The sequence below is a fragment of the Acetobacterium bakii genome, assembly GCF_001263355.1.
Lineage (GTDB): Bacteria > Bacillota > Clostridia > Eubacteriales > Eubacteriaceae > Acetobacterium > Acetobacterium bakii.
Genome location: NZ_LGYO01000017.1, coordinates 17,785 through 39,644, shown reverse-complemented (window position 1 = coordinate 39,644; position 21,860 = coordinate 17,785). Strand labels below are relative to the sequence as shown.

18 protein-coding genes are annotated in these 21,860 nt (G+C 43.2%); 8 read left to right on the top strand and 10 right to left on the bottom strand.

Annotated features, from left to right (window positions below):
• Positions 1 to 112: 112 nt before the first annotated feature.
• From AKG39_RS07560 to lctB, 4 genes are read right to left on the bottom strand one after another with little or no spacing between them, the layout of a single operon-like run.
• Positions 113 to 1,654: an L-lactate permease gene (locus tag AKG39_RS07560; protein ID WP_050739777.1), complete on the bottom strand. Its 1,542-nt coding sequence runs from the start codon at positions 1,652 to 1,654 to the stop codon at positions 113 to 115.
• A gap of 8 nt (positions 1,655 to 1,662) precedes the next feature.
• Entirely contained in the window at positions 1,663 to 3,063 is a 1,401-nt protein-coding gene (gene lctD, locus AKG39_RS07555) for a lactate dehydrogenase subunit LctD (protein ID WP_050739776.1), read from the bottom strand.
• 1 nt (position 3,064) lies between these two features.
• Positions 3,065 to 4,303, bottom strand: a complete 1,239-nt coding sequence (gene lctC / locus AKG39_RS07550; RefSeq protein WP_050739775.1) for a lactate dehydrogenase subunit LctC — start codon at positions 4,301 to 4,303, stop codon at positions 3,065 to 3,067.
• Between the two features lie 13 nt (positions 4,304 to 4,316).
• On the bottom strand, positions 4,317 to 5,111 hold the full coding sequence (gene lctB / locus AKG39_RS07545; protein WP_050739774.1) for a lactate dehydrogenase subunit LctB: 795 nt from the start codon (positions 5,109 to 5,111) through the stop codon (positions 4,317 to 4,319).
• A gap of 425 nt (positions 5,112 to 5,536) precedes the next feature.
• Between lctB and AKG39_RS07540 the strand changes: the two genes are divergently transcribed.
• Positions 5,537 to 6,235, top strand: a complete 699-nt coding sequence (locus AKG39_RS07540; protein ID WP_050739773.1) for a FadR/GntR family transcriptional regulator — start codon at positions 5,537 to 5,539, stop codon at positions 6,233 to 6,235.
• Positions 6,236 to 6,423: 188 nt separating this feature from the next.
• Here the strand turns inward: AKG39_RS07540 and AKG39_RS07535 are convergent, their stop codons facing one another.
• From AKG39_RS07535 to AKG39_RS07525, 3 genes are all read right to left on the bottom strand, one after another.
• Positions 6,424 to 8,154, bottom strand: coding sequence for an ABC transporter ATP-binding protein (locus AKG39_RS07535; RefSeq protein ID WP_050739772.1), 1,731 nt, complete (start codon positions 8,152 to 8,154; stop codon positions 6,424 to 6,426).
• Positions 8,132 to 9,952: an ABC transporter ATP-binding protein gene (locus AKG39_RS07530; RefSeq protein ID WP_050739771.1), complete on the bottom strand. Its 1,821-nt coding sequence runs from the start codon at positions 9,950 to 9,952 to the stop codon at positions 8,132 to 8,134. Before AKG39_RS07530 ends, AKG39_RS07535 begins: the two co-directional genes overlap by 23 nt.
• Positions 9,953 to 10,038: 86 nt before the next feature.
• On the bottom strand, positions 10,039 to 11,025 hold the full coding sequence (locus AKG39_RS07525; protein WP_050739770.1) for a helix-turn-helix domain-containing protein: 987 nt from the start codon (positions 11,023 to 11,025) through the stop codon (positions 10,039 to 10,041).
• A gap of 433 nt (positions 11,026 to 11,458) precedes the next feature.
• On the opposite strand from AKG39_RS07525, the gene AKG39_RS07520 reads away from it, so the two are divergent.
• The 7 genes from AKG39_RS07520 (at position 11,459) to AKG39_RS07495 (ending at position 19,687) form a co-directional block, all read left to right on the top strand.
• Positions 11,459 to 12,040 carry an MptD family putative ECF transporter S component gene (locus AKG39_RS07520; protein WP_050739769.1) on the top strand — a complete coding sequence of 194 codons (582 nt, stop codon included), beginning with the start codon at positions 11,459 to 11,461 and terminating at the stop codon, positions 12,038 to 12,040.
• Positions 12,040 to 12,759: an energy-coupling factor transporter transmembrane component T gene (locus tag AKG39_RS07515; RefSeq protein WP_050739768.1), complete on the top strand. Its 720-nt coding sequence runs from the start codon at positions 12,040 to 12,042 to the stop codon at positions 12,757 to 12,759. Before AKG39_RS07520 ends, AKG39_RS07515 begins: the two co-directional genes overlap by 1 nt.
• 126 nt (positions 12,760 to 12,885) lie before the next feature.
• Entirely contained in the window at positions 12,886 to 14,385 is a 1,500-nt protein-coding gene (locus tag AKG39_RS07510) for an ABC transporter ATP-binding protein (RefSeq protein ID WP_050739767.1), read from the top strand.
• 2 nt (positions 14,386 to 14,387) lie between these two features.
• Positions 14,388 to 14,501, top strand: coding sequence for a helix-turn-helix domain-containing protein (locus AKG39_RS20485; protein ID WP_242852571.1), 114 nt, complete (start codon positions 14,388 to 14,390; stop codon positions 14,499 to 14,501).
• A gap of 104 nt (positions 14,502 to 14,605) precedes the next feature.
• Positions 14,606 to 16,372 (top strand): ABC transporter ATP-binding protein, encoded by a 1,767-nt coding sequence (locus AKG39_RS07505; RefSeq protein WP_050739766.1) that lies wholly within the window; start codon positions 14,606 to 14,608, stop codon positions 16,370 to 16,372.
• The gene (locus AKG39_RS07500) at positions 16,365 to 18,128 is read left to right on the top strand and encodes an ABC transporter ATP-binding protein (RefSeq protein ID WP_050739765.1); all 1,764 of its coding nucleotides are present in this window, start codon (positions 16,365 to 16,367) and stop codon (positions 18,126 to 18,128) included. The genes AKG39_RS07505 and AKG39_RS07500 overlap by 8 nt, the downstream gene beginning before the upstream one ends.
• Positions 18,129 to 18,298: 170 nt before the next feature.
• Positions 18,299 to 19,687: an MATE family efflux transporter gene (locus AKG39_RS07495; RefSeq protein WP_050739764.1), complete on the top strand. Its 1,389-nt coding sequence runs from the start codon at positions 18,299 to 18,301 to the stop codon at positions 19,685 to 19,687.
• Positions 19,688 to 19,749: 62 nt separating this feature from the next.
• On the opposite strand, the gene AKG39_RS20855 is transcribed toward AKG39_RS07495, so the two are convergent.
• From AKG39_RS20855 to AKG39_RS07490, 3 genes are all read right to left on the bottom strand, one after another.
• Positions 19,750 to 19,917: a CpXC domain-containing protein gene (locus AKG39_RS20855; RefSeq protein ID WP_423230035.1), complete on the bottom strand. Its 168-nt coding sequence runs from the start codon at positions 19,915 to 19,917 to the stop codon at positions 19,750 to 19,752.
• A 239-nt stretch (positions 19,918 to 20,156) separates the two neighbouring features.
• A complete protein-coding gene (locus AKG39_RS19740; RefSeq protein ID WP_148568670.1) occupies positions 20,157 to 20,390 on the bottom strand; it encodes a hypothetical protein in 234 nt (77 codons plus the stop codon).
• Between the two features lie 28 nt (positions 20,391 to 20,418).
• The gene (locus AKG39_RS07490) at positions 20,419 to 21,012 is read right to left on the bottom strand and encodes a hypothetical protein (protein WP_050739763.1); all 594 of its coding nucleotides are present in this window, start codon (positions 21,010 to 21,012) and stop codon (positions 20,419 to 20,421) included.
• Between the last annotated feature and the right edge of the window lie 848 nt (positions 21,013 to 21,860).

The window sequence follows — 21,860 nt, the reverse complement described above, 5'->3', positions numbered from 1 at the left end:
CTGGCAGCGAAGCTCACGGTAGTTTTGCAATTACCTGTGAAAAAAGAACATTGAGGGGATCATAAACTGTCCGCCCAATGTTCTGATTTATTGATCCAAATATTTTATAAGACTATCCAAAGGTTGCCAAAAGACCTGCCACCAACGGTTCTCCAAAATAAACCACAATGCCGATGATCACTACGTAAAGAGCACAGAATTTAAGGGTTGTTGTTAGAATTTTTCCTTCACTCCCAATAATTCCGGTTGCCGCAGTGGCTACGGCAATGCTTTGCGGCGAAATCATTTTCCCGGCGGTAGCTCCGGCGGTGTTGGCTGCCGCCAGCCAATAAGGACTCATGCCAATGGAATTGGCGGCTTCTACCTGGAGACTTCCAAACAAAACATTTGCCGAGGTGTCACTCCCTGTAACAAAGGTTCCTAAAGCACCAATCAGCGGGGCAATAAGAGGATAATAACTGCCCGTAATCAAAACCAGTATCGTGGCAATGACGCCAATCATGCCACTGTAACTCATTACTTTAGCCAATGCAACAATCGACATAATGGTTATGGCCGATTTACTCATTTGCTTCATAGTTTTTCCTAAAATCCTAGTGAGCTCTCCAAATTTGACACCCTGGATTAACCCGGCCAGATAGGTGGCAATAATGATCAGCGTTCCTGGGGTTGATAACCAAAGAAAGGTAAATGGTTTTCCATGGGGCCCGGTATAAATTTGAATGGTTGTTTTAACCTGTGCTAATGCGCCATTAATCATCGGGAATAGGGACGAACACAGAATAATAATCACAAAAACGAGAATAAACGGTAGCCATGCCATAATGGCTGTTTTTAAATCAATTTTTTCAACATTCTTTGCGGCCGTATCCTTATAAAATACCTTGGCCATCGTAATAACAACTGCCATACAGACCACAGATCCCACAATTGCCGGAAGTTCGGAACCTAAATACTTTGCTACAAATATCTGCGGCAAAGCAAATGATAGGCCAGCCATAAGGGTAATGATAAACACGCCTTTAAGACTTTTAAAGCCCTTACCGGTAATCATTACCAGTATAAAGGGAACCACAATTATCATAATGAAAAGTTGTAAAGCAACAGTAAAAGATAAATCGGTTACATTTAATCCGGTTACCTGAGCCAGGGTGCTGACCGGTAAACCAATGGCGCCAAAGGCGGTTGGGGTTGTATTGGCAATTAAACAAATAATAGCTGCAAACACCGGATTAAATCCCAGTGCTGCTAATATACTGGCCGGAATGGCCACCGCCGTTCCAAAGCCGGCAATGGCTTCAAGAAATCCGCCAAATCCCCAAGCAACAATCAACACCAAAATCCGTTGATCAGTGGAAATACTGGTCATCATTTTTTTAATGGTTTCCATTCCACCGGTGTAAGTTGCTAGATTATAAGTAAATACCGCTGCAACAATCACTAACATTATGGGCCAAATAGCCATGGCAGCGCCTTCTAAGGCCGCGGAAAGACTGTCGGTGATGGGCATTTTCCAAACCAGAATACTCAAAGCAATGGTAATAACCAATGCGATGGGACAGGCTTTGTGCCCGGGGATCTTTAGGACCCCCAGAGAGACAATCAGCCATATTACAGGAATCAGCGCAATGAAGAAGAGTACATAATTATTCATATACTGCGCTACATCTGACAGACTTTTTTAGGATTGAGTAGGTTTTTAGGATCAAAGGTTTGTTTAATGCCTGTCATTAGTGCCAGGTGTTGGGCACCAAAATCATTCAGCAGATATTTTCGCTTGGCGTAACCGATGCCATGTTCGCCTGAAACCAGACCTTCAAAGGTTAATGCCTTGGCATACATGCGATCCATGGCTTCTTCAAGCTTTGCATCCCATTCTTTCTGACCAAGCTTATCGCGGCAGACATAAATGTGAAGATTGCCATCACCGGCATGTCCAAAGCTGGGAATGCGCAGGTCCATTTCGCTGGCCAGTTGATGGGTGAATTCAATAAATTCGGCGATACGATTTCGGGGAACCACCACATCACATTCGTCCATTTCCGTAGTAGAGGCTTTAATGGCTTCCAGGAAAGCCCCTCGGGCCGACCAAACCGATTCTTTACGTTCCGCGGTATCGACGATGTAAACATCCTTGGCCCCTTCAGCCAGACAGAGATTGGCAACCACTTCGTATTCCGCTTCCACCTGTTCTTTGGAATTGCCGTCAAAGGTTAATAGGATATAGGCATCACTGCTGGAATCCGGAAATTTTTTCCCTAGAAATTCTTCGGCAAATAAAATGGTTTGACGTTCCATAAACTCAATGGCTGTGGGAATGGCTTTGGATTTGATGATTTTTGGAACAATCCCGGCGGCGGCGCCAATATTATCAAAGGGAATGAGTAAACTCAAGGCCATTTTTGGCAAGGGCAACAGCTTCAGAATCGCTTTTGTAATCACGCAAAGTGTTCCTTCCGAACCGACAACCAAATCTTTGAGGCTATAGCCTGAACTATTTTTAACAATTTTCCCACCGAGTTCAATGATTTCGCCATTGGAAAGCACCACCGTCAGCCCCCGTACATAATCCCGGGTAACGCCGTATTTTACGGCCCGCATACCGCCGGCGTTGGTGCTGATATTCCCGGCAATGGTGGCGGATTTTTCGCCAGGGTCCGGTGGATAAAAGAGATCATTTTCCTCCACAAATTTTGACAGCTCCATGAGCAGCACGCCCGGTTCGACAGTAACCGTAAGATTATCGGTATCCAACTCCAAAATGTTATTCATCAGGGTGGTTTCCAGCATAATCCCGCCGAATAGAGGCACGCAAGCGCCAACCAGACCGGTTCCGGAACCACGAACGACCACCGGAATGTTGTTATCATAGGAATATTTCATGAGTTTTGAAATCTCTTCAGTTGATGTAACCTTAATCAGAATTTCCGGATAAGAATGAATGCTGCCCAATTCATCATGACTGAAATCTTCGCCAATTTCTGTACCTATAAAAATACGTTCTGCGGGAATCAGTTCTTTTAAAAAGGTGATGTCCTTTTCTTCCACTTTTTTATAAATCATCTTATACGGCCATCCTTTCCGGCGCTTCGTTTATTTCGGGCACTTCACTAGTATCCTGATCTTTAATCAATTCTAAAAGTTCCGGCAGGATCTCATACAAATCTCCGACCATTCCGCAATGTGCCACATTAAAAATCGGTGCTTTGGGATCGCTGTTAATAGCAATAATGTATTCGGAATTCTGCATGCCCGCCGTAAACTGAACGGCTCCGGATATGCCAAGGGCAATGATCAGCTTTGGTTTTACGGTTCTGCCGCTCAAGCCGATTTGTAATTTCGCATCAAACCATCCAGCTTCAATCCCGGGACGGGTGCAGGCCACAATGGCGCCGATTTTTTCGGCAAAGTCATGGATCATTTCCAGATCCTTTTGGCATTTTACCCCTCGTCCCACTGCCACAATGGTTTCGGCATCGGAAAGGTCGATTCCCTTTTCCTTTTTAATAACTTCGATAACTTCAATGGATGAAATAAGTTTTTTTGCCCCAATCTCCATTATTTCCACAACACCAACCGGATTCAGCATTGGTTCGGGTGCGGTAAATACCTTGTAACGGACGGTACAGAATTGCGGCCGGGTGTTTTCGGTCACAATTTGGGCCATAATGTTCCCGCCGTATGCCGGACGAATCTGGATTAAATCCGTATTTTCTTTCATGTCTAAAATGGTACAATCCGCCGTTAAACCGGTACGGTAACGGGCAGCAACCCGTGGCGCCAGAGATCGTCCCACATTGGTAGCTCCCACCAAAATAGCAGAAGGCTTGATTTTTTCAATAAAGTCTTCAAAAACATTGGCATAAGGTTCAATAACAAAATGTTTTAATTCGGGTTTGTCATAAACAAAAACCTTATCAACACCGTAAGTTAACAGTTTCTTAGCCTGCTTAGTAATGTTGGTCCCCATAAACAAAGCGTATACCGGATGATTAGTCACTTTTGCAAGCTCCCGCGCCTTACCGATAAGTTCCAGTGTCACCGGATGAATTTTTCCTTCAATATGATCCACATATACCGTAATCCCTTTGTAAAGACTCTTATCGATGGCAACCTTTTCTGCCTCTTCAAGAATAAGTACACCTTTTGGTCCATTTTTTAAACACATTTTACACATTTTACATGCCGCGGTTACTTCAAGGACATCGTTTTCATAACTAAAGGCATCAAATGGACAAATCTCTGCCAGTGCTTCGTAAGTTTCACGATCTGCATTTTGTTTTATTATCTTTATTCCTGCCATGATTCTTTCCTTTCTAGCCTAAATATTTTTTTTCTGATAAAATTCCAAATAAATCGTTTGCCAGAGTTTTGCTGTCACCAACAAAACTTATTTTTTCAACATTATTTTCCGGAGGAAAGATCCGCTCCACCTGGGTCGGAGATCCGCTTAATCCGTAATTTGTTTCATCGGTATCATACATATCTTTTAATGTCAGAACAGTAATTTCAGGGTTTTCTGAAATACTCAGCTTCCGTTTATATGAAGGAAGTCTCGGTGTGTAAATATCTTTGTCCACGGTGATCAGACAAGGATAGGGAACCCGCTGGATTTCAAGGGATTCTTCCATATTCATTTGTAAGGTAATCCCTTTGTCGTCGGCAACCAAAATTTTGATGACATTGGTAACATGGGGAATTCCTAAAAATTCTGCCATTTCAGGTCCAACCTGGGCAGTATCGCCATCAGTGGTTTGCTTGCCGCAAATGATGAGATCACAATCGCCGATTTTTTTTGCGCCCTGAGCCAAAGTATAGCTGGTTGCCACAACATCTGCGCCGCCAAACTTACGATCTGACAGCAGATAACCTTTATCGGCGCCCATATAAAAGGATTCCAAGAGAACCTCTTTACTTTGCATCGGCCCCATTGATAAGGCTGTAATGGTTCCGCCCAGTTGTTCTTTGAGCCGAAACGCTGTTTCCAAAGCATATAAATCATAGGGATTCATTTTTGATTCAACCCCATCGCGAATCATAACCCCTGTTTCTGGATCGATTTCCACATTGGCTGTTCCCGGAACCTGCTTTACACATACCAGTATTTTCATACTTACCCTCCATTAATTACTTGATAAAATTCTTAATAACGTTTGATAAATCTCTTGATAAAACTTTGCCATAGGTCAGTGGCCTGACCACTAACCTGTGGCCATTATAATACTTTCGTAAAATCTTGTCAAGCATTAAAATAACGTTTTCATATTTATTTTTTTATGTAATCATTGGAAGGGTTGCAAAGAAAGCTTTTTTACGTATAATTAATTTAGGCGCTTATATTTTATCATCCCGCACCGGCCTTTCCTATCGCAAGATCTATCACGTAACCATCAGCAATAACCTTAAAATAGCGGTTTCATGTCACTCTGTTACAAATAAATATTTTTATACTTTTGAAATTTAAAGCCATTATGGTACAATGTAGTTTAGGAGTTATTCTCTTAATTAAAAAATAATAATGAAATGATGTGTTAGAATGTTTAAAGAAATTCCTCATACAAAAATTTATTTGCAGATTCTCGAGCAAATTAAAGATAATATTATCCAGGGAAATTTAAGGAGCGGGGATCGACTCCCATCCGAGCGTCAATGGGCGGAGCAATTAGGGGTATCCCGGGCTACCATCCGGGAATCTATCCGGGCGCTGGAAATGATTGGCCTGGTGAAATGCCAGCAGGGAGAAGGCAATTTCATTGCCGAAGATTTTGAAGAGACCCTGACCCAACCCCTGACCATTATGTTTTGGCTCAGCAATGGCAAACTCAATGAGGTTCAGGAACTCCGTCGGGCATTGGAAACCGAAGCTGCCAAACTGGCAACGAAACATATGACTCCGGAACGGTATGAAAGCCTTGAGAAAATTTGTACCGCCATTGAAACCGAAACCGATGAAGCTGTCCGGGCTACCCTTGACAAGCGTTTTCATTACGAAATTGCCACGGCCTCTGAGAACATCATGATTAAAAATGTTCTGGCCTCATCGGCTTCCCTGATTGAAGGCCTGATTAAGGATATCCGCGTTGCCATTCTTATGGATCCTGAACGCAGTCCCATTATTGACCGACAGCATCGCAATATTCTCATTGCGTTAGGTACCGGCGAACCCAATAAAGCCGCCATGGCCATGGCCCAACATATGGATCTCATTGATGATTTCGTATCTGACTTGAAATAAAAAAAACGACCTTCCGGTCGTTTCATACTGTAAACAGAGTAGAAGAGTAAGTATTGGGCTGATGCTTGTCAATGTCATTGTTTCGGTCACTACGTCATTGCTGCAAATGATTCCGCAACCGATACGGATTAATTGCAAACAAAAAGCGCTGCATAATGCAGCGCTTTTTGTTTAATCGAAATAATCAGTTATTGTTCATATTGGGCAGTTAGCATGCTCGCAAAAAGTCCCTTTTTTTCTTTGAGTGCCTGGGGATTTCCAGTTTCAGCAATCATTCCATCCTTGATTACCACAATTTTATCGGCCCCTAAAACGGTTCGCATCCGGTGAGCAATAATCAGTACTGTCTTATTTTTCACCAGCTCACCCAGAGCGCTTTGAATCCTGCTTTCATTTTCGGCATCCAAGGACGCGGTTGCTTCATCAAGTAGAATAATTGGTGCGTCTTTTAAAATCGCCCGGGCAATGGAGATCCGCTGGCGTTCACCGCCGGATAGTTTTTCGCCATTTTCCCCGATCCGGGTATCATATCCCTGGGGAAGCTGCTTGATAAACTCATCGCATTGTGCCAGCTGGGCCGCATTGAACACTTCCCCATCGGAGGCATCCTTTTTCCCCAAGCGAATGTTCTCCAGAACACTGGAATTAAACAGGGTGACGTCCTGAAAAACGATGGAATAATGGTTAAGCAAGGCTTCCGGGTCAACCTGAGAAATATCATTCCCACCAATGGTAATGGATCCTTTTTCAATATCCCAAAATCGTGCTGCCAGCTTGGCGATGGTACTTTTTCCCCCGCCGGAAGGTCCAACCAGAGCGGTAACCTCTCCCTGACGGGCGGTAAAGCTGATATCCTTCAGCGTTTCTACGTTAGCCTGATATGAAAAACCGACATTTTTAAACTCAACATGATAATGTTGCGGATGAAATGCGGTAATCCCTTCCTGCTTTGGCATCAGAGCCATCTCTTTCATCCGGTCGATTCGGACATTCAAATATAACAGCAAGGCCAGATTATTCATCACCTCCATAATCGGATTATAAATCCGTGCGGTAATGACCATAAAAGCCAGATAAACAAAAACGTTGATCGTGCCCTGGGACAAAAGAGCGGCACCGTATAGCATCACACTGGGAAGCCCGAGCTTGAGTAACACATAGGAGAGATTAATGGCCACACCGGTTAAAAGTTCGCCTTTAATCATGTCATTTTCAAGTTGATTAAGCATTTCCCCCAGTTCCTTTGAAAAAGCAGCTTCCCGGTTGTAAGATTTTATTTCCTGAGCGGAATCCAGCCCTTCCTGCATCTTGTCTGAAATCCCTCTTTTCGTTTCATAAAGTTCGGTGTGCACCGTGCTCTGGAATTTTCTGGACAGGTAAAAAACCAGTGCCGCCACCGGAACCACCCAGAAAACCGCCAGGGATAGCTGCCAATTATAAAAAAACATCATCATCCCCATCACAAAAATCGTGATGACAGAGGCATAAATCTGAGGAACGGCATGGGAAAAAAGGGTTTCAATCTGGGTGGCATCCTCCATAATGGTTGAGCTTAAATCGGCAATATCCTTTTTTCCAAAAAAAGCCAGGGGCAATTTCCGCAGTGTTTCAGCCAGATTGATCCGACTTTTCGCACTTTCCTCATAGACTTTCGTGTAAGCCGAGTGATACTGGAAATAAGCGATCGCAAACATAACCAGGAAAAATACCACCGACAGCACAACATAATACCCTAAACTGTTGTGAGGCGAAGTGGAAGGTGTCATAAGCACCTGCATGTATTCATCCAAAAACATAAAACCAAGAACCATAGGTACCATAAAAGAAAATTCCATAACAATTGTCCAGATTATTGCATAAATGAGATCTTTGGCCCCTTTTTGCGATAAGGCATACTTATTTTGAAAATATTTGATCATCTTGACCTCCATTGTTTGCACTGCGGGCGTCAATTTTCCACGCCACGGTCTTTTGATATTCGTCCCACATCTTTCGGTAACAACCACCTTGATCCAGCAATTCCTGATGATTGCCCTGCTCCACTATTTTTCCATCATCAATCACCAGGATTCGATCCACATTTTGGACGCTGGTCAGACGGTGGGCAATCATCAGAGTTGTTTTTCCTTTACTCAAGGCTTTAAGGGCTTTCTGGATTAAATGCTCATTTTCCGGATCGGCAAAAGCGGTGGCTTCATCCAAAAGAACAATCGGAGCATCCTTAACGATAGCCCGGGCAATTGCGATCCGTTGCTGCTCACCGCCGGAAAGATAGGTCCCTTTCGAACCAATCACGGTATCCATTCCACCCGGAAGATGATCAATGATTTCCCGGGACTGGGATAAATCGATGGCCCGGTTAATTGTTTTTGTATCGACCCCCTCTTTCCCGAAAACAATATTTTCTCTTAATGTGGTTTTAAAAAGCCGGGTGTTCTGAAAAACCAGGGCAATCTTATCCATCAGTTCATTTTTGGGAATGGCTTTTACATTGATCCCTCCAACCAGAACCGCTCCTGCGTCAACATCCCAAAACCGGGCTGCCAGCCGGGCAATCGTGGTTTTTCCGCCACCGGATGCCCCTACTAAAGCCATGGTTTCACCGGCCTTCAATTTAAAGCTGATTTTATCAATGGCCTTCTTGTCAGCCCCTTCATAGGAGAACACCACATCTTTAAATTCCAGACTATAATCTCCGATGGGTTCTATTTTTTTAGCATCCGTCATCATCGAGTATTGAATCAGGTGATCAAACCGATCGATAACCTGCTCGGCAATCGTGGTATTTTGCTGAAAATGCATGGATTTCATTAAAAGCATTGAAAAAATCGGTGTGATCAACAAATAAAAAATGAAGTCCGCTAGCACCATCGGCAGGCTGTCACCTCTTCCAATCAACAGGATTGCCATGGGAATCAGAAAAAAAACAGCCGCCTGCATCACCACAGTATAAAATGACATCGGCTTTTGCCAGAGCCGGGTATAAGCAGCCACCATCTCTTTGTATTTGATGATGCTGTCATAAAAACGCTTAAAAGAAAAAATACTTTGACCAAAGGTTTTAACCACCGGAATGCCGCGGATGTATTCCACCGACTCCGAACTCATTTCTTCCAGGGCATCATAATACCGCTTCTGAAATTCCTTTCCTTTATCACTCATCATGAAACTCATGGTGATAAAACCGATCACAATGGGAATCATTGAAACCAGACCCATCCGCCAGTCCACGGTGAAAATCAACACGATCAGAACAATGGGCGATACCACGCTGCCGGCAATATCCGGCAGCTGGTGCGCTAAAAAGCCGTGGGTAGTGGCGGCGCCATCATTGACAATTTTTCTGATTTTCCCACTGGAATGCTGATCAAAAAAGCCCAGGGGCATAGCCATGATTCTTTCCATGCCCAGCTTCTGCATTCCAATTTCCACATGGAAAGCCGCCAAATGAGAACTTAACAGGGAAAGAAAATAAATAACTACGCCCAGTATGGCACAACCCAATGCCAGCCATGCGTAAAAACCGATGTTATTCAGTTCCGTTGTCTGAGGATTTGATAACAGGTCCCGGGTAATGTACCAGACAAACACAAAGGGCACAATATTAAGGACCGCTGATAAACCTGACAAGATCAGCGATAGGGGCAAAAGCACTTTCTTTTTCCCCATATAGGGGGAAAATCTTTTTAAAATAAACTTCTTTTTTTCTGTGTACATACGTTTATCCTTTCTTTTTTCCAAAAAGTACAGCCTTGTTAGATGATCCTAACAAGGCTGATTATATGCATTCCATCTTTCATTTTCTACTCCAACCGGATGCTTCCGGCTCCAATTAGACAATTTTTTTTATACTGCATCGGGGGAACACCCATTTCTTTTTTAAACGCAGCCGCAAACTTACTAGCATTACTGTATCCAACTTTTCCAGCTATGACCGTCACACTTTCTTTTCCTTCAAGCAGCATCTCGGCGGCAATCTGCATCCGATATCCTCGAACAAAAGAAAATATTGTTGTACCATAAACCCCCTTAAAGCAGCTTTTCATAGCGGTTAACGAAATGTCAAATTGATTTGAAAGCTCAGCTAAAGTAAACTGTCGATCCAAATGCGCCACCAGATATTTTTTGATCTGCTTCACACCATCGACCTGACATTTGTTGAAATACTGTGGTTCCCGGCGCTGATCATCGACATCGATGGCACTCAAAAATAAGAGAAGCTCTAATACCTTCAGCTTAAAATAGCCCTTTTTGATTTTATCCGGCACCGTATAAAGCTCTGAAAAAATATGATTGATGGATGGAGTTGTACGCATTATAAAACATTTGTCATGAAAGCAGATCCGATCCCGAAGGCCAAAAAGATCAATGGATACATCTTCCATTAATGAATTCGTGTATTCTTTGGCCACTTCCAAGTCGATGACCACCGAAACACCAACATAATGTTCAAGAGGGAAACAGGAATTTTTTGTATGATTACCCAGCATATTCACAGAAAGATCGCCTTCTTTTAAATAGATGAAAGAACCATTATGAAATTCGCATTCAAATCGCCCCTGGCTGCAATGATTAATTTCCATTATATTGGTATAAGGGTTTTTATTGGAAAAGCAGTTGCCCATTTTAAAATCATTGTAAATCAATTCAATACCCGGGAAAACAGCGTAACTTGTCATTGTCCCCTTTCCCGTTTCACCTTCAAATTGATAAACCGAACAATTGCTGGCCTGGGTGATGATTTTGACATCAGAACCGTATAATGTCTTATTTTGGGATAGGATACTCATTTTTCACCTCTTTAGTCTTTCAGCTTTATTACCCAATCGGAAAACGCGGTGAATTTTTCTGCCAGTTCACCTGAAACATTAGTGTTTATGCTTTTAAATCGCACCATTGCCCAAGCCATTCCCTATTTTGTTATATAAGCATAACATTTTTGAACGGGTAATTTCAAGGTTAATCGTCTGCTAACTTCCCCAGATACTGATTTATCCGTTCTTTGGGCCTTGAAATAAATCAATGCCCTTTCTGAAGTTTTTATTTATCACGCAAGAAATCCCAGATTTTTGTCCCAATGGAGCCTTTTTAACAAAACAGAGTGGTAATTATTTTTTAAATTTGCTATGATTGCAATAATTGTTGATCGATCCCGCCGAAAGGCGGTTTATTTGGCAATCATAGTTAGTTTAGTCTAACTAAATAAATTCTTGGAGGATTTTTATGGATAACAAATTGCAGGCAAAAGATTTAATTAACGTGGGCATTTTTACCGCTATCTATTTTGCGGTATTCTTTGCCACCGGAATGATCGGCTTTATCCCGGTCCTAATGCTGGTGGTCCCCTTTCTCTGCCCGTTGGTCGCCGGCATTCCTTTTATGCTTTTTCTTACCCGGGTCAATAAGTTTGGCATGGTCACCCTCATGGGTATCAGTTTGAGTTTGCTGATGCTCTTAACCGGTCATCCCTGGATATGTGTTCCCTTTGCGATTGTCCCCTCTCTGGCCGCCGATTTGATTCTAAAGTCTGGCAATTATTCTAACTGGGGAAGCATGCGCATAGGTTACATTGTCTTCAGCGAATGGATTCTTGGCCTTTTCATTCCATTATTTTTTATGCGCGACAGCTATTTTGCCGGTCTTCGTGAAGGTTACGGTGATGTCTATACGGATACCCTCATGGCCGTTACCCCAACCTGGGTTTTCTTTCTGATCATTGGCATGATCGCTTTGGGTGCTCTGAGCGGTGCCTATCTTGGTAAATCGGCACTCAAAAAACACTTTAAACGGGCCGGCATCGTTTAATGGATCTTTCTGCTTTCGCCGGAAATTGCAGTGCCCGTCTGTGGTTGGATCCCCGGACAAAACTCATCATGCTTCTCGTCGTGAATATTGTCCTTATCGGCGGCGGTCACAGTGGTGTATCAACGGTGATACGCCCCCTTTTGGCCCTGTTGCCCCTTCTACTTTTACTGGCAGAGTACAAGTTTAAACCGGCTGCTTTGTATTTTATTTTTATTGCCAGTGCCATGGCGGCCGAGACCTTTCTGGTAAGCCGTACCCAAGGTGTACTGAATCTAATCATCGTTATTGCCGCCGGTCTGCTTTCCCGCTTTGTTCCCGTACTGGTAATGGGTTATTATATGGTCACTACTACCAAAATAAGTGAATTTGTGGCTGCTATGGAACGCCTGCACCTGCCCCCTCAAATTATTATCCCTTTTTCTGTGATGTTACGGTTTTTTCCCACCGTCGCAGAAGAAAAAGCGGCTATTTCAGACGCCATGCGCATGCGGGGTATTCGAATCGGCGGCAAAAATTCGGGTGCCATTATCGAATACCGGATTGTTCCCCTGCTCATGTCCTCCGTAAAAATCGGCGAAGAACTTTCGGCTGCCGCCCTCACCCGTGGATTGGGAAAACCGGTTCGGCGAACCAATATCTGTCGGGTTGGCTTTGGCCCGATAGACTATGGTTTTATTATTTTCACGCTAAGCCTCTTCTTCGCCTGGATTTTTTATTGATTTAAAACAGCGTTTCCAGATGTGCCTGTCAGGTTATCAGCAAATCACTGTCCCAATAATTCTCTGCGCAGACCCAAATCTGAATGGATTTTGCTTTAGCAATTCATCTTTACAAAGGAGCTTGAAATGATCAAATTAAACCATATAAATTTTAATTACGAAAATAGCACCGGTGCTTGCGGTCTTCATGACATTAATCTATCAATCAACAAAGGCGAAGTCCTGTTGCTGTGCGGGGAATCCGGCTGTGGTAAAACTACCCTGACCCGGATCATCAACGGACTGATTCCCCATTACTACTGGGGGAATTTAACAGGTGATATTCTAATCAATGGCAAAAACGTATCCAAAATCCCCCTTTATGAAACAGCCGAAATGGTTGGTTCAGTCTTTCAAAATCCCCGGAGCCAGTTTTTCAACGTCGATACCACCAGCGAGCTGGCCTTTGGATGCGAAAACATGGGATTGCCGGCCGAAATAATAAACAACCGTATTAATCGCATTGCAGGAGATCTTCGATTAAAAGACCTGCTAGGCCGCAGTATCTTTGCTTTATCCGGCGGACAGAAGCAAAAAATAGCCTGCGGTTCCGTAGCCGCACTGGAACCCGATGTTTTCGTGCTGGATGAACCCTCCTCCAACCTTGATGCCGAAGCTACCCGGGAATTAAAAAATCTCATAACGCTCTGGAAGTCCCAGGGAAAAACCATTATTATTGCTGAACATCGACTACATTATTTATGGGAACTTGCTGATCGGGTTGTTTATATGGACAAAGGCCGAATAGTAAAAACCTTTAGCGGTACTGCCTTTTCCCGGCTACCTAAATCAGAACTGGACCATATGGGACTTCGGGTCTTAAATCTGGAAAGTCTCTTTAACGCACCGCTTTCAAATTTTCAAACGTCAGCAACAAATGAAATGCTTTCTCTATATGATTTCCATCATTCCTATCCGCGTTGTCATGCAACGCTGAATATTGCTAATGCCAGCCTGCCCAAACAGGCTGTGGTAGCCATTATTGGAGAAAACGGCGCCGGAAAAACAACGTTTGCCCGATGTCTTTGCGGATTTGAAAAAAAATGTCCCGGCACTCTTTACGATGAAGGAGCCTGCTTCCAGGGAAAGGACCGGCTTAAAAATTGCTTTATGGTTATGCAGGATGTCAATCATCAGCTGTTCACTGAAAGTGTTTTTGATGAACTGGCCATCTCCATGGAAAACGAAGACAACGACGAAGTTTTGAACATTTTAGAAAGTCTTGATCTTCTCTCACTAAAGGATTTACACCCCATGTCCCTATCCGGAGGACAGAAACAACGAGTTGCAATTGCCTGCGCCGTAGCTTCCCGTCGCCCACTCATACTTTTTGATGAACCCACCAGCGGTTTGGATTTAAAACATATGCATCAGGTGGCTGAAAATTTCCGACAGCTATCGGAAATGGGTAAAACCCAGTTTGTCATTACCCATGATCCCGAGTTGATTCTAGCTGCTTGCACCCACGTCCTACATCTTCAGGAGGGAAAAATTCAAAAAATCTATCCTCTTGACCGATCCGGTACCTATGAGATGCTATCTTTTTTTATTGATCCGGAATCAATCATTCAAAAAAAGGCCGTCTAGCCATGTTTTTGGCAGAAGGGGCCTATTTGGGCTATGATAACGCCAGCAAATTTGCGGCTGCCTTTAAATCGGTCATTGGCATGGCCCCCCATAACTACCGTAAATCCGCCGTCTAAATGGATTGTTTTAGTCGGAGTGGAGTGGCGGTGATTACCTGTTCAGGTTATTCTTTAGCTAGTTAGATTAAGCTAACTAGCTATTTTTGTTTGGAGGAAAACATATGAAAAAAGAAAATACCCTGGGGATTTTACTCTCTTTTACCGGATCCTGCCGGGGAAAGCTAACCGTTTCCGTTTTATCTGCTATTTTAAGTGTAGCTGGCAGTATTGTGCCGTATTTTTACATCTACCAGATTATTCGTTTATTCTTTGCCGGCACCCCTACTGTTGAGGCCATAACCTTCTGGAGCCTTATTGCCCTAGCCAGTTATTTTGCAAAGGTGTTTTTTTATGGTATCTCGACGACCCTATCCCATGTTTCGGCCTATACCATTTTAGAAGAAATTCGGCTGGCTATTGCTAAAAAGCTGATGGATGCGCCCTTAGGCACGGTGCTTAATGATACCGCCGGAAATATTAAAAATACGCTGGTGGATCGGGTGGAAACCATCGAATTGCCGCTTGCCCATGTGATTCCCGAGGGCATTTCAAATCTCTTGCTAATTCTTGCGGTAGCTACCTATCTACTGGTGATTGATTGGCGGATGGCACTGGCAGCACTGCTCTGTATTCCCCTTGCGGCAGTTGTATACGGCATTATGATGCGCGATTATGGGGCGCGCTACGATGCCTACGTGAAGTCTTCAAACATGGTTAATGGGGTGATGGTTGAATACGTTGAAGGCATTGAAGTGATTAAAGCTTTCGGCAGCACCGGTTCTTCCTATGAAAAATTTTCCCGGGCTGTAACCGAATTTAAAAACGATACCCTGGACTGGTTTTTAAGCACCTGGAAACTCATGAATCTTGGCGGAGCCATTCTCCCCACCACCCTGCTCGGTTCACTGCCCATTGGTTTGGCGCTCTATCTTGGCGGCAGCCTTGCACCAACTGATTTTATTATGTGCCTACTCTTACCAATGGGAATTGTCGCTCCGCTAACGAGCTTTACTATCTTTATAAACGATTCTAAATCCATCCAGTATGCCATTCGAGATGCCAACAACTACCTTAATCTGGAGCCACTTTACGATAGTAAAAAAATCGTTGCCCTTGATCATTTTAATATCAATCTGGATCAGGTGAGTTTTTCCTATGATGGGAACCGGGATCATGATGTCCTTCATCAGATTAATCTTCGTATCAAGGAAGGCCAATTAACTGCTATCGTCGGTCCTTCCGGAGGCGGAAAATCGACCATTGCCAAACTCATCGCCCGCTTTTGGGATGTTACCGCGGGTGAAATAACCATTGATCACGTGAACATCAAAAAGCTGTCACTGGCTTCGCTGACCGATCAGATCAGCTTTGTCAATCAGGATAGTTTTCTTTTTAACTGCTCCCTATTAGAAAACATTCGACTGGGCAATCCACAGGCCAATGATGAAGCGGTTTATACAGCTTCCCGGGCGGCCTGCTGCGATGATTTCATCCGCATGCTTCCCCATGGCTATCAGACCGATGCCGGAGTAGCCGGTAATCGTCTTTCCGGTGGCGAGAAACAACGGATTGCTATTGCCCGGGCGATTCTTAAAAATTCGCCCATCGTCCTGTTGGATGAAGCGACGGCCTTCACCGACCCGGAAAACGAGGATAAAATCCAACGATCCATTAATGCCTTAACCGTCGGCAAAACCCTGGTGGTCATCGCACATCGGCTGTCAACCATCACCCGTGCCGATCAAATTGTTGTGGTTGATCAGGGGCGCATTAAAGCAACCGGTACACATTTCCAATTGCTTGAAAACTGTACCTTATACCGCGACATGTGGAATGCCCATATCTGTGCGGCAACGCAACCTTTCAAGGAGGTAACCCGCTATGCTTAAAACAATTATGCGTGTCATTAACTGGAGCGGCGATAAAAAAAGCCGTCTCTACAAAGGGTTTATCTACTCTTTCTTTCATTCTCTTTTTGTTGGCTTACCCATTGTCGGACTCACCTATTTTCTGAATCACCTGTGGCTGGACGCGAATGGTCTTTCGCCCATTGATCCGTCGGTGGTTTATGCGGCAATACTGGTGATGATTGTCGCTGTGGCTGGACGTTATCTGTTTTCCTATTTACGCGCCATCAACCAGGACAGCATTGCCTACGAGGTTACCGCAGCCGAACGGATAGACATCGGTCATGTGCTTAAGCGGGTTCCGCTGGGGTTTTTCGAAAAAAACAATGTTGGTGAGCTGACTGCCGCCATTACCAACGATCTCAGCTACCTGGAAATGCACGCCATGAAAATGATCGATAATGTGGTCAATGGCTATCTGATGGTTTTTATTTTCATCATTGCGTTAAGCTTCTACAGTCTTACTGTGGGCCTGATTGCGTTATCGGGCGTTTTGCTTTCTGGTCTGGCACTTACCTGGCTGGGCAAAAAAAGTCGCAATAATTCCCCGGTCCACGCCGCCTCACAAGAAACAATGGTCAGTGCCGTCATTGAGTATATCCGGGGGATTGCTCTGGTAAAAGCCTTTAAACAGCAGGGTGTTTCTGCCGGGCGCCTTAAATCAGCCTTTGCGGAAAGTCGTCGCATCAATATTAAAATTGAGCAGGACTACGTGTTCTGTAATTGTCTGCATCTTTTTTCATTGAAACTGGCGACTGTCGCCCTGGTTTTTTATAGCGCTTATTCAGCCGTACAAGGTACCATGCCCTTATCGACGACTCTGATGATCCTGATTTTTTCCTTTATCCTCTTTAGTCATATTGAAGTAATCAGCAATTCTGCCCATGTTCTGAATATGATCGATGCCACCATGGATAAAGTGGCAGCCATCAAAAACGCTGAATTTATTGACCTTAACGGTGTAGATAAACCGCTTTCTGATTACCAGATTCATTTTGATCATGTCTCTTTTGGCTATGACGAACAACCGGTAATCAACGATGTCTCCTTTTTTATTCCCGCCGGCACCACCACCGCCATTGTTGGTCCTTCCGGCAGCGGAAAAACAACCCTCTGCAACCTAATGGCACGATTTTACGATGTGAATTCCGGGGTTATTACTATTGGTAATACGGATATCGCCACACTAACCTGCGACAGTTTACTTACGAATATCAGTATGGTCTTTCAAAAAGTTTACCTGTTTCATGATACGGTATTTAATAACATCCATTTTGGAAATCCTACTGCAACCATGGCAGAGGTGGTGGCCGCAGCTCAGAAAGCCTGCTGCCACGATTTTATCATGGCCCTGCCCCAAGGCTATCATACCTTGATTGGCGAAGGCGGGTCTTCCCTTTCCGGCGGTGAAAAACAACGCATCTCTATGGCCCGGGCGATGCTTAAAAATGCCCCCATTATTATTCTTGATGAAGCAACGGCCAGTGTGGACCCGGAAAATGAACATCTCATTCAACAAGCTATCTCTGAATTGACCCGAAACAAAACCATTATCATTATCGCTCACCGACTGGCCACCATTGAAAAAGCCGATCAGATTCTGGTGGTTGCTGATGGTTCCATTGTCCAACGCGGCAACCATCAGCAGTTATCTCAGGAAGCTGGACTTTATCGTCGCTTTATCAAAATCCGTGAAACTGCTGAAAGCTGGGCACTTGGGCAAGGTGGCACTATTTAATAGTGCCATCGCTAAATGAATCGGATCGATTTTCGGCGACATAAAAGCCAAGCTTTGAAAATATCCGGATTTTTTTTACTACCGGATAGAAATTAATATTTATAAAACCGCAGTTCCTTGTGAACCTCAAAATATTGTTATGTTAGCTATCTAACTAAGAAGGAGTTACAATGAAAAAAACCGTTGTAAACAGTAAAGAAAGACAAAAGCAGTCAATCTTAACCGATAACCTGTGGAAGGTAATGTTTAATGTTTCCTGGCCGGCCATCATCGCGATGGTTCTTTATGGTTTAAATTCTATCCTGGACGCAATCTTTGTTGGCCAATTTATGGGTGAAGTAGCCCTGGCTGGTGTTTCGGTGGCCTATCCACTCGCTCAAATCAGCGTCGCTTTTGGCTCTCTGGTCGGTGGTGGCGCCGGTGCTGTTCTCAGCATCGCGTTAGGAAAGCAGGACCAAAAAACCCAGGAAAAACTCATGAGTAATGTCAACTTAATCTCCCTGCTGATAACAGTACTCTATATGATCATTACCCTACTCTTTTCAAAACAGCTCCTTACCCTCATGGGTGGAAGCGGTGAAGCCCTTGCCTTTGGCGATGCCTATTTCAAAGCAACAATCTGGGGTTCGTTTTTCTGGATTTACGGATTAGCAGGCAATCTGATTGTCCGTGCTGAAGGGAAAATGAAGTCCGCAGCTGTCATGATGGCCACCGGACTGGCAGTCAACGCCATTGCCAATTACATCCTGATGGGTGTATTCAATTTCGGTGTAGTCGGCGCAGCCTGGGGCACCAACATCGGCATGCTGGTTTATACCTTAATTGGCTGGTTTTACTTTGGCAAAGGTTTTTCAACCTTTAAAACAAAAATGCTATCCTTAAGCTGGGATAAGGAGATCGGAACAACAATCATCCGCTTGGGTCTTCCAGCCCTGATTATGAGTTTTATGAGCCTTATCCAAGCTGTTTTAGTCTTTAATGCCCTGGCTAAATATGGCACCACTGCCGATATTGCCTTTTATGGCGTAGTATATCGTATTTTCACCTTCCTGATGACCCCAATTTTTGGATTAATGCGGGCTTTACAGCCGGTTATCGGGATTAATTATGGTGCTCGCCAATATGACCGGGTAATCAGTTCCTATAAAATATTTGCCCTTTCTGCGATGTTGCTCACACTTCCATTTTGGATTATTTCCATGATTTCACCCGATTCAATCCTGGGATTGATGCTCGTTAACCAGGTGTTTGCAGCCACGCAATTGGGTTATTTCAGAATCTACATGGCGATCTTGCCACCCTTGTCCATTATCTTTATGGCCATGACACTGTTCCCTTCAATCGGCAAGGGAAAACCAGCAGCCCTAATCGGAATCACCAGACAATTGGTTTTTTATGTTCCGGTGATGCTATTTTTGCCGGGAATCGTCGGAGTCTCTGGCATCTATTACGGATCCTTTGTCATTGACGCTGTGATTGTTGTCTGGACGGCTATGATGGTGCGAAAAGAGTTTAATTTATTGCGGACACAAGCTCAAGAAATCAGTTTAACCATATAGTCTGCAAGATCACCACATCGAGAAGAACAATATTCCTGGTATGCTCCAACTCAGAAACCTGTTTAGCTTTTTGTGATCGCTGATTTCTTTGTAAGTCGGTTCTTCCAGCACGCCATTGTCATAAGGGCATCATCCATATCTAGAAAGATAATGCATTCCTTTTCCATTTTTCTGTAAGCTATGGAATAAGTACTGTGAAAGCGATGGTTGCATGCTGGACAGGTTCTCATTTTTTTTTGCCATATCTGACTCTTATTACTTTTCGATTTTCAAACAAAAAAGAACTCCCATCAAAGCCCTAAAAAGCCTTAGACAGAAATTCCAGTATTGCGGTAGAACTTTTACGATATGTTCCACTCTGAGTTGGATCATATCCGTCGATAAAGATTGAGTTCCCGTCTGATGCCTTGCGACAATCACGGTAGGCCATCTGCATTTTCACCCACATTCTAAAATTATAACCGCTTATTCAACTATTATCCTTTGATTTTTTTGCAAGCGACAACAAAACAATGATAATATTAATTGGAAGTGACACAATTAAACAAGGTAATATTTCGCTACACAAATATTGAAAAAATATTTCTTTATTCAAAAATATATTGATGTTATAATTGATTTTTTTTACAACCCAAGTCCCAATCAAATAACCCAATACCTGTGCCGCAACTAATGCACCAATTAGTTTTACTCTGTTAGACATTCGACTACTTTTCAAATCTCGCAACTATTTAAATCGGATAATGATCAGTTGCATAGGTATACGATACAACTAAATTTTTTCTGCCAGGATCAGAATAATAGTTAAAACCCAGTCTTAACTTAGATCCATATCTTCCTGCTACAACTGTTCCATATCCAGTATTTCCAAACCTTGAGTAATATCTGGAAATGCAATCTGAAGAATAAGAAGAAATTGCAACCCCAATTCCCCCTGCTGCGGCTGCTCCTCCTGGGCCACCAAATAAAGCACCAATACCTGAAGAAGTTGCTGTTATAGAACCGGCAGTTATAGCCCTTTCTGCTGACGCCCGCGAACTAGTATCAAATGTAAAGTTAGTATAATACCTCTGCCATTGATTAAATTCATCAGTCTGGATTTCATCAATCTGAATTGGTACGATTTCATCTATAACAATTGGTATTTCTAAATTCAAAGAGCCTGTTTCAGTTCCAAGAATCTCGGTTTCATCAACAGTCCCATTAACCGAAGATGCTGCTTTTACTATACTTATCCCCGGCAATGCCACCATAGCTAAGGTAAATATCATAGCCAACACCAATAACGTCAACTTGTTGCTCTTCATACTAATGCTTTTATTCATTTTAGTCCTCCATAAATTTTGCTTAAATAGCAATTTGAATCTTTACTTCGCTACCAATAGAGGGTAAATTAAGTTGTAATTTCCAAATGCAACTTACTCTATCCATCTCAGAATCTACCAATTTCCGAGATTTTTTATTTACCCTCGTTACTGTAACCATTCTATCGAACGCGATCATTCTGTAGGCAATGGACCGGTTTTTCCCATTTCATTCACTTACAGGTTTTTTAACTTTTGGCTCTTCCATCTGTTCCTCCTTTCTGGCTTTATTGAAAAATAACTATCTAGACCACTTTCCGCTTCACGATTATCCTTAAGGTATCACTTACCTGAAAAACAGTGTTCATAAAGTATTTATGGTTTAGATTCTTTTATACAAAAAAACTCCCATCAAAGCCCAAAAAGGCATTAGACAGAAGTTCCATTGTTGCTGTAGAACTTTATGATCTGATCCACTCTGCGTTGGATCGTATCTGTCGATAAAGCTTGAGTTCCCGACTGATGCCTTGCGGCAATCACGGTAGCGCATCTGCTTGGGAATTTCACCCGATTCCTCGTGGTAAAAGACTTCACTGCTTTTACCATAGCCGATCTGACTCGGCGGCTTTACCATCTCAATAATATTTAGTCTTGTCATAACTTACTGATATCTTAATCTCATTTAAACTACAAGTAGAGTGTAACACCATTTATTTTAATTTCCAATCGTTTTTTTTTAATTTTTCCGATGATTTCTTGTGTTTCACTCATATTTTTAAATCAGCCTCAAAACGCAACTTTATCACAGGTCCCGAAACATCCCGTGGCTTATGGCTCTCATCAATAATTGTGTGAAATCGGGTAGGAGG

Coding starts and splice junctions, on each gene's coding strand:
- AKG39_RS07560 (WP_050739777.1), bottom strand. CDS start 1,654: ATGAATAATTATGTACTCTTCTTCATTGCGCTGATTCCTGTAATATGG.
- lctD (WP_050739776.1), bottom strand. CDS start 3,063: ATGATTTATAAAAAAGTGGAAGAAAAGGACATCACCTTTTTAAAAGAA.
- lctC (WP_050739775.1), bottom strand. CDS start 4,303: ATGGCAGGAATAAAGATAATAAAACAAAATGCAGATCGTGAAACTTAC.
- lctB (WP_050739774.1), bottom strand. CDS start 5,111: ATGAAAATACTGGTATGTGTAAAGCAGGTTCCGGGAACAGCCAATGTG.
- AKG39_RS07540 (WP_050739773.1), top strand. CDS start 5,537: ATGTTTAAAGAAATTCCTCATACAAAAATTTATTTGCAGATTCTCGAG.
- AKG39_RS07535 (WP_050739772.1), bottom strand. CDS start 8,154: ATGATCAAATATTTTCAAAATAAGTATGCCTTATCGCAAAAAGGGGCC.
- AKG39_RS07530 (WP_050739771.1), bottom strand. CDS start 9,952: ATGTACACAGAAAAAAAGAAGTTTATTTTAAAAAGATTTTCCCCCTAT.
- AKG39_RS07525 (WP_050739770.1), bottom strand. CDS start 11,025: ATGAGTATCCTATCCCAAAATAAGACATTATACGGTTCTGATGTCAAA.
- AKG39_RS07520 (WP_050739769.1), top strand. CDS start 11,459: ATGGATAACAAATTGCAGGCAAAAGATTTAATTAACGTGGGCATTTTT.
- AKG39_RS07515 (WP_050739768.1), top strand. CDS start 12,040: ATGGATCTTTCTGCTTTCGCCGGAAATTGCAGTGCCCGTCTGTGGTTG.
- AKG39_RS07510 (WP_050739767.1), top strand. CDS start 12,886: ATGATCAAATTAAACCATATAAATTTTAATTACGAAAATAGCACCGGT.
- AKG39_RS20485 (WP_242852571.1), top strand. CDS start 14,388: ATGTTTTTGGCAGAAGGGGCCTATTTGGGCTATGATAACGCCAGCAAA.
- AKG39_RS07505 (WP_050739766.1), top strand. CDS start 14,606: ATGAAAAAAGAAAATACCCTGGGGATTTTACTCTCTTTTACCGGATCC.
- AKG39_RS07500 (WP_050739765.1), top strand. CDS start 16,365: ATGCTTAAAACAATTATGCGTGTCATTAACTGGAGCGGCGATAAAAAA.
- AKG39_RS07495 (WP_050739764.1), top strand. CDS start 18,299: ATGAAAAAAACCGTTGTAAACAGTAAAGAAAGACAAAAGCAGTCAATC.
- AKG39_RS20855 (WP_423230035.1), bottom strand. CDS start 19,917: ATGAGAACCTGTCCAGCATGCAACCATCGCTTTCACAGTACTTATTCC.
- AKG39_RS19740 (WP_148568670.1), bottom strand. CDS start 20,390: ATGTCTAACAGAGTAAAACTAATTGGTGCATTAGTTGCGGCACAGGTA.
- AKG39_RS07490 (WP_050739763.1), bottom strand. CDS start 21,012: ATGAATAAAAGCATTAGTATGAAGAGCAACAAGTTGACGTTATTGGTG.